Annotated in this window: 9 protein-coding genes; 2 read left to right on the top strand and 7 right to left on the bottom strand. The window is 44.6% G+C overall.

Annotated features, from left to right (window positions below):
* Positions 1-43: 43 nt before the first annotated feature.
* A complete protein-coding gene (gene brnQ, locus ACUC6J_RS09185; protein WP_016819201.1) occupies positions 44-1,396 on the bottom strand; it encodes a branched-chain amino acid transport system II carrier protein in 1,353 nt (450 codons plus the stop codon).
* A gap of 558 nt (positions 1,397-1,954) precedes the next feature.
* Between brnQ and ACUC6J_RS09180 the strand changes: the two genes are divergently transcribed.
* Positions 1,955-3,229 carry an oligosaccharide MFS transporter gene (locus ACUC6J_RS09180; RefSeq protein WP_017425784.1) on the top strand — a complete coding sequence of 425 codons (1,275 nt, stop codon included), beginning with the start codon at positions 1,955-1,957 and terminating at the stop codon, positions 3,227-3,229.
* 63 nt (positions 3,230-3,292) lie between these two features.
* Here ACUC6J_RS09180 and ACUC6J_RS09175 read toward each other — a convergent pair whose 3' ends face one another.
* Both ACUC6J_RS09175 and ACUC6J_RS09170 read right to left on the bottom strand, forming a co-directional pair.
* Positions 3,293-4,996 (bottom strand): methyl-accepting chemotaxis protein, encoded by a 1,704-nt coding sequence (locus ACUC6J_RS09175; protein ID WP_017425785.1) that lies wholly within the window; start codon positions 4,994-4,996, stop codon positions 3,293-3,295.
* A gap of 31 nt (positions 4,997-5,027) precedes the next feature.
* Complete coding sequence (locus tag ACUC6J_RS09170) at positions 5,028-6,305, bottom strand: ABC transporter substrate-binding protein (protein WP_017425786.1); 1,278 nt, start codon at positions 6,303-6,305, stop codon at positions 5,028-5,030.
* 243 nt (positions 6,306-6,548) lie between these two features.
* Between ACUC6J_RS09170 and ACUC6J_RS09165 the strand changes: the two genes are divergently transcribed.
* On the top strand, positions 6,549-7,397 hold the full coding sequence (locus ACUC6J_RS09165) for a copper amine oxidase N-terminal domain-containing protein (RefSeq protein WP_019686952.1): 849 nt from the start codon (positions 6,549-6,551) through the stop codon (positions 7,395-7,397).
* A gap of 130 nt (positions 7,398-7,527) precedes the next feature.
* Here ACUC6J_RS09165 and ACUC6J_RS09160 read toward each other — a convergent pair whose 3' ends face one another.
* From ACUC6J_RS09160 to helD, 4 genes are all read right to left on the bottom strand, one after another.
* Positions 7,528-7,869, bottom strand: coding sequence for a darcynin family protein (locus ACUC6J_RS09160; protein WP_013370578.1), 342 nt, complete (start codon positions 7,867-7,869; stop codon positions 7,528-7,530).
* An 82-nt stretch (positions 7,870-7,951) separates the two neighbouring features.
* Positions 7,952-8,533, bottom strand: a complete 582-nt coding sequence (locus ACUC6J_RS09155; RefSeq protein WP_017425788.1) for a Crp/Fnr family transcriptional regulator — start codon at positions 8,531-8,533, stop codon at positions 7,952-7,954.
* A gap of 124 nt (positions 8,534-8,657) precedes the next feature.
* On the bottom strand, positions 8,658-10,499 hold the full coding sequence (locus tag ACUC6J_RS09150; protein ID WP_031463286.1) for an adenine deaminase: 1,842 nt from the start codon (positions 10,497-10,499) through the stop codon (positions 8,658-8,660).
* Positions 10,500-10,603: 104 nt separating this feature from the next.
* On the bottom strand, positions 10,604-12,964 hold the full coding sequence (helD, locus tag ACUC6J_RS09145) for an RNA polymerase recycling motor HelD (RefSeq protein WP_447250098.1): 2,361 nt from the start codon (positions 12,962-12,964) through the stop codon (positions 10,604-10,606).
* Positions 12,965-13,163: the final 199 nt, after the last annotated feature.

Below are 13,163 nucleotides of genomic sequence, written 5' to 3'. Positions count from 1 at the left end.
TCTTTTGGTTATACATGTCCAATTCACCGAATAAGCAAATCATTTATTTTTTGGGCTTCATAAGTATAAGGACAATTTTTCTTCGTTTAATATAGTAGAATATATACCCCCCTACTCCTCCTAAAACAGAGGGAATTAACCAGCCTAATCCTACATCATATAACGGAAGAATTTGAGTAAAAAAGTCATTAATTACTTTAATTTTTATTCCAGCAGCATTCAAGCCGTCAAATAGACTAACAATGAAGGTTAATATTAAACTGCCTTGATATACTTCTGATTTTCCTTTAAACACGGAATGTAAAAATGTTAAAAATATTAGAGAAATCGCAATAGGATATATTGCAATTAACACTGGTGTTGAAACCTTAATGAGCTGTGTTAAACCTATATTGGCTACAATGGTACTAAATATGGATAACATGAGAGCAATTCTTTTATAAGAAACTTTCGGAAACAAGGTATGAAAAAAGGAAGAACAGGACGTAATAAGCCCTACGCTTGTCGTTAAACACGCTACTGTAATCATTAAGCCTAATAAAATGGAGCCGTAAGATCCAAAATAATAGGATGAAACCTTGGCTAACACCTCAGCACCATTTTCTAAAACACCCAGTTTTTCAACGCTAGAAGCTCCCATGTAGGCAAGAGACGTATAGATAAATGCTAAGAGGACAACCGCAATGGTTATCGATTTGGCACAAATAATCATCAGCTCTTTTTTGGCAGTAACTCCTCTTTCCTTAATTGCATTCACAATAATAATTCCAAAAATAAAGGCTACAAGAGCATCCAATGTTAAATAACCTTCTTGAAAGCCTTTGAAAAAGACGTGCGAAGTATAGCCTTCGGCAGGTGCTTGGAAGGCTCCTATGGGGTGAATAAGGGCTACGACCACCAGAATCCCAATGAATGTCAATTTAATGGGTGTTAAAAACTTTCCGATCACATCAATAATTTTTGTAGGGTTAAGTGATAACAAGCATGCAACCCCAAAAAAAAGAATGGTAAATACAAAAAGTGCGACAGGATGATCTGTATGGTTTGAAAAAAAAGGCTTGACTCCAATTTCAAACGACACACTACCGGTTCTTGGAATTGCATATAACGGGCCAATGGCTAGATAAAGAATCGTTGTAAAGACAATCCCGAATACAGGATGTACACGACTCGCTAAAGTTTGTAAATTGCTTTTGCCTGAAAAAACAAAGGCAGTGATGGCTAGTAACGGTAAGCCAACTCCGGTAACCAAGAAACCCGCATTGGCTATCCACACATTCTTTCCAGCCATTTGACCAAGCATAGGTGGGAAGATTAGATTCCCTGCACCAAAAAATAAGGCAAATAGCATCGATCCTATAATAATAATAAAGGACGAAGAAACACTTTTTGACATAATAAATCCTCCAACCATGAAATCACAACAGTTTGTTATCATTCATTTTCTTTTTATTTTGTGTAGTACATGCTCATAGGGTTATAGCAGCACCAAGTAGGGATAGCCATCCGCTAACCCTTCGCGATCGGTGTGAAACGTTATTCAAGATGTGGGGTTCGATAACTCATCATTACACAATACTCTATATACGTTCACGGTATCAAGTAACTTTGTACTTGCGAAAGAACCACTTCATCCCCTTGCTTTAGCAATTTATTGTGCTATCAGTATGACCATGTCAGCCAGACCTTAGAACAATTCTACTTCTTGCCGTGTTTCTCCTCCTACTAAATGAGCTCAATGAACTATAAAGAATTTTACACGTAGGACTTATTTCTTACAAGATGAGAAAAGTTATGTACAACCCAACCTGGCAATTGATTGCAATAAGCACAGGAAATCTTGGGAAAATGCCCTATGGATTCAATTCAATCCTCCTTACAATTAATAGTACAGACAATGCTTAATGACGTTGTCAACACATTGAGCAGCTACAATTTGAAGGGGTGCTTATACATGAGGAATTTGGCAAAACGCAACTACTGGTCTTTGAGCGTTTTTAACTTCGCTTATCTGTTTACATGGTCTGCCGCCATGTCTTTTTTTGTCATTTGGCTAGGACAAAGCCTGGGGATTTCAGAAACCTACACAGGGTTTTTATACGCGGCAAACTCTATCGTCGCCTTGATCATGCAACCCCTGTTTGGGTACTTATCCGACAAGCTGGGCTTGAGAAAACATCTGCTGTACATACTTTTTACGATTCTTTTGCTCGTCGGACCCTTCTTTATCTATGTGTACGGTCCATTGCTTCAAACACAGTTCGTCATTGGTGCCATTGTCGGCGCCCTATTTATCGGCCTGGTGTTTAATGCAGGTAACGGTGTCGTCGATTCCTATATGGACAAAGTGTCACGCAAATACGGGTTTGAATACGGACGAGTTCGTATGTGGGGCTCACTCGGATGGGCAGCTGCTACCTTTGTTGCGGGACGGGTCATCAATATTAATGTAAATCTGACCTTCTGGATTGCCTCCGTATCTGCCGTTGTTGCCATGATCTGCATCTTCCTGACCAAAGTCGAAATTTCCGGACAGGAGCAGCAGAAAACTGAATCGTTGAAGCTCATTGACGTACTGCATCTCGTACGCACCACAAAGTTCTGGTTTCTAATGCTATTCATGGTTGGCGTGACCCAAATTTATGAGGTATATGACCAGCAATTTGCCACCTATTTCGTATCTCAGTTCAGTTCTAAAGCAGAAGGAAATCAATTCCTTGGCGACTTAAGTGCTGTGCAAGTATTCCTGGAATTTGTGTTCCTGTTTGTTACCCCATGGTTTGTGAACAAAACGACTGCCAAATGGGCATTGATTATTGCCGGGACGATCATGTCGTTGCGTATTATCGGTTCTTCACTGCCGTTCGGTTCCATATGGGTGGCTGCGATGAAAATGATTCACTCTCTGGAGAAACCGCTGATTCTGGTCGCCATCTTCAAGTACATTACCGTCAACTTTGACCAGCGCTTATCGTCCACCATGTACCTGCTCTATTTGTTTATGGGCTCCCTGGTGGTATCTGTGTTCTCACCTATTGTCGGACATATGTATGAAGTTCTGAATTTCCCGATCACTTATGTTATTTTGGGTTCCATTGCCGGTCTGTTCACCATCATTTCCTGCTTTACGCTGACAGCTGACAAGAAAAATGGAGAACGGTACCTAGAGGAACGCCGTAAACAGGATCTGAAAAGATCTGCTAAAAAAGCTGAAGCCGTTCACTCGTAATCTAATGGTAACAGCGGTAGTCTAGGACTTGTTTTTCTCGTCCAAGGCTACCGCCAACTTACTTTAAATTTTGAATACAGACACCGTTTGATTCATCTCTTCCGCCCGCTTGGCAAGCATGTTAGCACCTGCAGACACTTCCTGCATGGAAGCAGTAGTTTCCTCGACTACGCTTGCGACTGTTTGAGTAGAATCGGCTGCACGTTCGGAGATTTCGGCAATTTTCTTCATAGATTCCACCATAGAAACGGTTCCTTCATTTACGGATCTTGCTTCTACAGCCGCAGTGTCTACCTCACCGCTCACTTCTTCAACGGCACCGACAATTTCAGAAAAGACGTTACCGACACCTTCGACAAGCATCATACCTTCATTTAGTGATTGAACACCTTCATTCATCGAGATGACAACTTCGTCTGTTCTTAATGCGATTTCGTTGACCAGAGAGGAAATCTTACCGGTTGCTTCACTTGCTTGTGCCGACAAATTGCGTACTTCATAAGCGACAACCGCAAATCCTTTTCCCTGCTCTCCCGCTCTTGCAGCTTCTATACTCGCATTGAGTGAAAGCAAGTTGGTTCGGGCTGCTATATCACTGATCATAGCTGTGATCTGTCTAATCTCCGCTGACTTTTCTCCTAGAATATTTACTACTTCAGCGGATTGAGTTACCTTGGTATGCACATCTCTTATTTGAGAGACAGTGGAAGACATTTGGGTTTTCCCGTTGTTTGCTTTTTCTTGTGCTTGGATTGTGAGATTAGCTACATTCACAAAGCGATTGGTTATGTTCTCTACACTTTTAGAAACACCTACCGTGTAATTCAGCGTTTCAGCAATATCTGCAAGCTGTGTCTGAGATCCCTCTGCGACTTGAGTGGCACTTATAGCTATCTGCTCGGTAGCAATGCTTGTCTGTTCTGCACTGGCTGTTAGCTGTTCAGCCGTAGAAGCAACCAGTAAGGAATTATCCACAACTTCCTTTAAAAGGTTGCGCAGTGAATCGCACATTTCATTAAAATCGGATGCCAATTCCCCGACCTCATCTTTGGATCGGACCCTAAGAGGTTCCACTTGCAGGTTCCCCCTCGTTACCAGCTTTATCTGTTCCGCTATCCTTAATATGGGCTTAGTGAACGATTGAGCCAGTAAAAAAGAACCGATAATTCCCAGGATCGTACATATGATAGTCAAAGAAATCATCAAAAGTCTACCTGAATGGTAAGATTGACTCGATTGATTAGCTGCCTCAGTGGCATACTGCTCATTAAGCACCTTCAGTTTATTTACATCGTCTAATGCCGCCTTATAAATAGAAGAATTTCCATGAACGATCATGTAGGCCATCACTTTGTCGTTTTCTTCCATGGCAGCGGAAACCACCTTTAGATGGCGAAGATACATTGCCCACTGACCATAAAAGTTGGTGAACAGTTCTTTTTCCTCCGCTGTAGAGGCTAAACTTTGATATTTATTTACACTCTTATCCATTGAAGCTGTAGCTTTGGTTAGTTCTTCTTGATAAGTGGTGCGAATAGCCTCATCCTCTTCGAGTATCAATCGAACAGTTAGTCTATCGATTTCTGTAATCTGCTTATCCATACCCTGAAGAAGAATAACCGCAGGTAAAGACCTGTTATTTACCTTATCAGAAGCCTCTCCCATTTCCGACATCTTAATGACGCCTATAACACTTGAAAGGGACAGTACGACAACCAGTATGAGAGCTGCACTAATTATTTTTTTCTTTAACGTTAATTTAAACATCCTTATCTTCCTTCCCGTGACTGGTCTCATATCATCCCCGCTGAGCTTTCCAGTATATGCGTATTTGGCGCAACAGCTCAGTCTTATCTATCTTTCCACTAATGTAGCTTTGGATAGATGCTCCTGTGATGGCCCCATGATCAGGTGGAAGTGTTGCCATAAACGGCAGCGTCTTTCCGCTCGACAAATATGACTTGATCGATTTACTCAAGGGATCGGTAGGCACCAAGTCAATACTCTTGAAGGCCGGTATAACATTGGCCTTGTTGACCAAAAGTTCCTGACCGGACTTTTCGTATACCAGCCAGTTTAAAAATTTCTTGGCTTCCTCTTGCTGCTGAGGCGTGGTAGCTGTGGAGTCGATGAATACATACTTTGTCACACCAACTGTGATCTTTGAATTGTTTGGATCATTCGTATTATCATTTAACGGAAGAGGCAAAAAACCGTATTCCTCATTTGCCGTATCATTGCTCTTTATTCCATTCCAAGCCCAGTTACCCATAAACCAAAGCCCTACCTTGCCCTCTCCCAAAGCTTTGGCTCCATCGTCATACGTACTGTCCAAAGGCGAGTGCTTATTGATGCTGTTATCCTTGAGCAGGTCTAAAGTTTGTACCCATCCAGACATTACACTGTTTTGGGACAAATCGATGGAGTTGTTCTGCATACCTTTAACAAACTCTGGAAAACCTTCGGGTTGAACAGAATAAGACAGAGCTAAAAGATGAGAGCCGAGAGACCAGTCCATTGGTGAAAGCATGACCGGTGCTACTCCCGACTGCTGAATCTTAGCCATTAATGAGTTAAGGCTGCTTCTACTTTGCACCGAAGAAGGATCAAAAGAACCCCCTGTTGCCTTGTCCAATACTTTTTTGTTATAGATTAATCCATAGCCTTCCACTGCAAATGGAAATCCCAGCACAGCATCGTTTTTCTTAACAGCGTCAAGTCCATTTTCTATCGTATCGGCTACCCACTTCTCTTTACTTAAATCAACGGCTTTATCCAGGAATGTCTGCGTGTCTCCCGGGTCAAGCATCGACATCGTTGCTGGACTTCCTGAGCCGTACATCGACATCAGCTTTTGATATGCAGACGTTCCCTCTGGAGCAGTAATAATTTCTAAAGATACTTCCGGATGCTCTTGATTGTATTGTTTTGCCACTTCTTCCAATTGGGTTTTTATTTCAGATTTGGAATTCAAAAATGTAATCTTAGTCGTCTGCTCTGATACTGGTGATGCTGAACAACCTATAAACATCAATAAACATGCTAGAGAAATCGCAACTTTTAGCTGTTTTCTCATTAACTTTCCCCCTAAAGATTTACTTTGTAAATTTTATGAACAATATTCAATGTTATCGACATAATTCCCCAGGGAGATTAGAAGTTTTTAGTTGGTAAATATCGGAAATCAGATTGAATAGTACAAACTGGTTGTTACGTTCAGTTAATGAATAGGAAAGCGCAACGAATTTTATCCAGTCGCGTCTGAATATGGTGAAAAGTTGCTACGCAACAAATTTATTTAAAAAAGGAGAAGTCATTTATGAACAAAGCATTCTTTGTTTTTTTTCTTGCTATCTTTTTATGTATTTCATCGTCCACTACATATGCAGCACAAAATCAAATCAAAATTGACGGTGTGGCTATTGCAACCGATGCGAAGCCAGAAATGAAGAACAAACGTACAATGGTACCTTTACGTGTTATTAGCGAAAGTTTGGGGGCTAGCGTCGAGTGGTCCGATTCCGGGGTTATTCTCGCTAAGAGCGATATGAAAGTAAAATTAGCAATAAACAGAAGCATAGCGGAGAAAAACGGTAAAAAGATACTGCTTGATGTAAAACCATACGTGAAAAATAATCGCATATATGTTCCACTTCGTTTTATTGCAGAGGCGTTCGGATGTAAAGTCAATTACAGCAACCTTATAGTGACTATTACTACTGAACCATTGTTCATAAACGGTGTACAAGTAAAGGCAGTTCAACAGGAGTACCATATGATCATGGGCGGCGTAGTTCAGCAAATTCACGGCAATGCATATAACAAAACCATTTATAATATGTTTGCAAAAAACAAAGGTGAAAAGGTTGAAGCACCTGAAAACTATTCTTGGAGCTTCACTATTGACACTCTTGGGTCTTATTATAAAAATGCACAATACGATTTCTTAGACCAAAAGGGGAAAAGCTTAGCTCGTTTTGACGTGTATTCTTTAATCCAGTCCTTTCCATCCGAAGTTTTAGTCGGGTATCCCAAGTTTTTGATTCATGACGTATCCAAAGATGAGTGGTACTTGTTTAGCGATAGCGCAGCAAAATCTATTAATCAGTTAATTAATAATGCAACAAATAATGGATTTCTGAAGGTTATAAGTGATACCGTTGTATAATGCGATTTTGTCTTATTAGCGTCTTTAATAGAAAAAGGCGAATTCCCAGCTAATAGAAAAGCCTGGGAACTCGCCTTGTATAAATCCTATACAAGCTGAACTTTTTTACATAGTAAGGGAGTATGATGGGTTATTTGTCCATCTGTAGCATTTCGGACTCATAGGACTGAAATGCATTTTCCATCCCCATTACTACATCTTTAATCTTCATGTACCCTTTAGTATACGGCTCCGAATCACGAATTTCTTCCCACATATAGTGATATTGCTTCATATCCTCTGTTTCGCATACAACGAAATCTGTATAGTCCTTTCCAGGCAGCGCTTCTGCATCAAAAAAACGAACCTGTACATGCTCACTATATTTCTGAATGCGAGCCTGCAAGGCCCCCGCATGTTTTCGGCGTTCTTCCCTGGGTAGAGCCAACCAGGAAGGGTAGAATTCCAACAATACAATCATCATATAACGCATATGCCTATCTCCTTTTTTGTGAAGCTTGAATGGATTTACCGTTATTGTACGCCACTTGTCTGCCAAACCGCATTAACATAGGTTAATGCGGATCGCTGCGCAGCAAACGACTAAGTGAGACGGGGGATACGCCTATGTACGAAGCTATATGGTATTGTGCAACTCGTTTATCCAATCCGGGGTACTTGAGAAGAAAGGCGTTATAACGTTCCCTAGCTGAAAGATACAACAATTCACGTTCCCGTTCCTCTTTGCGAATGTATAGTCTCTCCACGCTGTTACGCACGAATCTTTCCCACATATGGCTTGTATCCATAAGCTCCTTCAGGACATGATATGGAATTTCAATAACAACCGAATCTTCCATGGCCTCAATCGTAAAAGTGGATGGTTTACCTTGAACCATAGCGCCATAAGAGGTTACATAATCATTTTCTGGTGAAAAACCAACATTATATTCTCTACCATCTGCCAAAGTATAAAACAACCGGAATAATCCCTCCGAACAAAAATAAGCATGTTTCACAGGTTCCCCTGTTTCAATAAGATATGTACCCTGCTGAACATGCCTCACACGGGTTTGCTCTACAAACCTGTTCCAATCCTGATCTATAATTGAGGCTTGATGAGCCATTTTTTCTAATGAACGATAATATAATTGCATCTGCTCACCACCCCACAAAACGTTGATTAAGGAATTAAAGATACCTTTCGGACTATATAAGAAAACAGGGGCTATCCCTCAGGTCTGGGTAGACCTGCAGGACAACCCCCAGCGACGTATTCTATCAGGCTTCCGTAGCATCCTCTTCCACGAAAAGAGACACCTTGCGTATACCGTCGGCTCCGATCACGACAAGTCCCTGATCCGACAGGCGGATTTCAGGGATTACGACCAGTGCGAGCAACGACAGTGTCATCAGCGCGTTGTTCAGCATGCAGCCGGATTGCTGAAGTGCCCGGCTGATACTTTCGGACTGCGCAGCCACCTCTGCAAACGGAGCTGGGGACATCAGCCCAGCGATTGGGAGCGGGAAGCGCGTATCACCCGAGGCGGATACAACCACCACGCCGCCACGCAGAGCAACGGCCTGCTTCGCCGCCTGGGTCATGAGCTCGTCATCATTACCAATGACAAGCAGGTTGTGGCTGTCATGCGCTACGGTCATGGCAATTGCAGCCGGCTCGGTGAAGCCGACGCCTGTCACAAGCGCCACCGCGTGGCTGCCACTGGCATGATGCCGCTCGAAAACGGCGATTTTGCACAAATCCTGCGCAGGATCTGATGCAACTTCACCATCACGCACCGGAACGGTCATCCGCACTTCCTTCGTATCCACATGATTTTCCGTGACACGAATTACCCGTACAGGTACATTCCCTTCCTGTACTGGAGCCGCAATACGAAAATCTGCAGCACTCAGCTCTCGACCCAAATGGACCGTGTCCATCACTTCCGCAGGATAAACAAAGCCTTCCCAGTCGGCGACCATTTGTCCGTACTCAGCCACCAGTTGGCCCGCTGCGATGGTAGCCGTCACATTCACTTCGGCTAAGCGGCCATCAAGCAGGATAATATCGGCAATCGCACCGGGAATAATCGAGCCAATGTCCCGTGCTACGCCGAAGCGCTCTGCCGTATTCAGCGTTGCCATTTGAAAGGCAGTCACGGGTTTAACGCCCTGCGCAATCGCATGACGCACCACGAAGTCCATCTGCCCTTCATGGAGCAGGGATTCCGCACTGCGATCATCCGTCACCAGCATCATGCGGCGCGTGTCGAGACCCATTTCCGTGCTGGCACGGATCGTCTCGGCCACATCATGCCATGCGGAGCCTTGCCGCATCTTGGCATACATGCCGAGCCGGATGCGCTCGGCTACATCCTCGGGCGTGACACATTCGTGATCGCCCGTAATTCCTGCGGCTGCGTAGACCGGCAGCCGCCAATCATCGGAGGCCCATGTAAAATGGCCGTCCGCCACCTTGCCGGCGCGCAGCGTGGCCTGAATTTCCCCAATCATCACGTCGTCACCATAGACGACGCCAGGGAAATTCATTACTTCGCCCAGTCCAATCATATCTGGGCCCCAGCTTAGAGCCTCTGCGACTTCCGCCGGACCGAAAGAGGCACCGGTCGTTTCCAGCTCTGGGCCTGTGGAAGGCACGCAGGAAGCTACCTGCATGTAAGCAGCCAGCGGTGTCGTGCGGGCTTCGTCCAGCATTAGACGAAGCCCTTTTAGACCAAGCACATTGGAAATTTCATGTGGGTCAAAAAAACCGCCCGTCACGCCCAGCGGCAGTACAGCCTTCGCGAATTCAGTTACGGTGAGCTGTGTGCTTTCGATATGACAATGTCCGTCCAGCAAACCCGGTGCCATATAGCGGCCTTCCGCTTCAATGATTACGGTGTCTTCTCCAATCGTATGGCTAACGTCTCTACCAACGTAGGCGATACGAGAGCCTTGCACAGCAATAGACATGCCCGGTAACAATTCGCCCGATACCACATTGACCAGCGTTCCTCCGCGGATCACCAGCGATGCCTTGCGCTCCCCTCTAGCTGTAGCTACCAACTCGGGCACACAGTCCGCCAGCGGTGGGCGTTGAAATACTCTTTTCATGTCCATTACGTTTGTAACCTCCGTTTATGCTTCTTACCTGTTTGGCTTATTTGCTTATGTTACTGGAATACGCTCAATATTGCCAGCCGCCCCTAAAGAACCTGGTCACTTTATTTCACTTTACGGATATACGTCTCCGATTCCTGCGAACTCACGAATGGCGTAATCTCCCCTATGCTATATATATGCAGCAAATGCATCGCTCGCGTACAGGCCGTGTAGAACAATTTACGCTCACTCTCACGCTGGTATTCTTGGGCCGATCCGTCATAAATGAGAACCGCATCAAACTCCACGCCTTTCGCCAGATAGGCCGGAATAATATGAATCCCCTTTTCAAAAGCGGGAGTTGTTTTCTTAATTAATTTTGGCTTTACTGGCAGTTGTCCTTCTAGTGCTTCGTAGGCTGCCGCGCTTTCATCAGCATTTTTACAGATCACCGCTATGGATTCATAACCCTCTGCCAGCAATTTTGTAACATTCTCAGTTATCAGTTGATGCAGCTTTTCACGCGAGTTCACCTCGGTTACCAGAGGCTTCTCACCCTTACGGTTAAACGGAACAATATGCTCCCCTCCTGCTACCATCCCCCGGGTAAACTCTACAATCTCCTGTGTGGAACGATAGCTGCGTGTCAGGGAAATCATCTCGGTCTGTTCTGCTCCATACAGATCATACAATGGTTCTGCATCCTGAAGCACCGAAGCATGGGCATAGATAGCCTGATTAAAATCGCCCAGTGCTGTCATTTTAGCCTGTGGAAATAATCGTTTGAAGAACGCCAGCTGGAATGGTGAATAGTCCTGTGCCTCATCAATAAACACATGACGGATGTTGCTATTGGAGCGGAAGCCCAGCATCAGCTCACGCAAATATAAAAAGGGCGTCACATCCTCATACGCTAGTTCTCCAGCCTGAATGCGTTTCAGAGTTTGCCGACTAATTTCACTCCAGTTGACGGGCAGCTCTGCATGATTCGACAGTTCGCTTAATAACGTCTCGTTCATAAACAGCTCGCTGTATAGACGGGTTGTATCCACGAAGCGAAGTGCCTTAATCCACTTGCGCAGGGGCTTTAAGCGATCACTGACCACCATACGCGCCAATATTTCTCTTTCTCGCGTAAAGTCGTCGAAGGTATCGCCTTTATTCTTGGATTTCCGGCGCATGCGGTTATATGCACGCTGATAATCCTCCGGCTCCATCAGATCCATCTGCTGGTCCACCCAAGGAGCGGAGCATTCTTCCTTACCAAAGCGAGCCAGTTCTTTGAGCATCCAATCACGCAGCAGCTCCAATCTGTTCGCCAGCCGCACAGCCGAGTCAAATCCATAAAACTTGCTTGCCAATTGCTCTACTGAAATCACCTCACGTCCCTGAAAACGAACCGGTTTAAAACGCATTCCCTTTTGTTCCAGGTGCGCTTTGTAGCCTGTAATCACATATAAGAACGTCTTGGATGACTTAAAGCGGATACCTTCCATCCTAGCCTCATACCCAGGCTGTGACGACGCTGATAGCACATATTCCAGCTGCTCAAAAGGATCTTCTAGCTGAAACTCCCGGCCCAAACGCCGTTCCAAATATTCCTGAAATGTGGCCTGAAGCATATTTTCCTCACCCAATTCAGGCAATACTGTCGAAACATAACTGTTGAACATGGGGTTTGGCGAGAATAACACGACCTGATCTGCTCGCAAGTGATCCCGATACTTGTATAGCAAATATGCTACTCTCTGAAGCGCAGCGGAGGTTTTACCGCTTCCTGCCGCTCCCTGAACTATCAGCATCCGGCTTCGATCATCACGAATGATGCGATTCTGCTCCTTTTGAATGGTGGCGACAATGCTTTTCATTTGAGCATCCGAGCTCCGGCTTAATACGGCTTGAAGGAGTTCGTCTCCAATGGTGACGCCGGTATCGAACATAAAGCGGATCTGTCCGTCACGGATCGAGAATTGGCGTTTGAGCGTCAGTTCTCCTTCCATCTCCCCTGCTGGGGTCTTATAAGAAGCGGGACCTGGCATGTTATCGTAATAAAGATTCGAAATAGGCGCGCGCCAGTCGTAGATCAGAAATTCCTCATCCTGGTTATCCAGCAGGGAGGCAATCCCCAGATAAATACGCTCCGCAGTCTGCCCTTCCTCAGCAAAATCAATACGTGCAAAATAAGGTGAGTCAAGCAACTTTTTCAAACGACCTAACGCCTCAGTGGAATGCTTGTGTCTTCGTTCCCGCTCAGACAAAATCTCAGACTGCTGACGCAAACTGGTGGACGTCTCTCCCACATCATCCGCCTCACTGAAATTGATCGTTACCTCATCCCAGAAGTCTTTACGCATATCGACGACATCGCCTCGCACAGAACCAACCTCTGTCTCCAGCTTCCGAATACGCCCGCTAATGACTGCGGTCACATCTTCTACTCTTCGTTGTTCCTCATTCCATTGCTGCTCAGTAGTCACTGACATCGCTCCTGTTCCGTTTCCTCCTGCTCCGCGCAGGGCTCCCTTGCGTACAAACTATGCTCTATTATGGACCCGGGCATACTCATCGCATCCCCCTGATCCGGGAAAATTGACTATTCCTTTGAAGCATGCTATAATGTAACAAGTAGTGTGTTAACAACTTATGCAATACGGTTTTACTATGTAAAACATAGCATCCTCT

Source organism: Paenibacillus sp. JJ1683, assembly GCF_053006485.1.
Note: the sequence above shows the minus strand (reverse complement) of the source record. Positions and strands in the feature narration are given on the sequence as shown.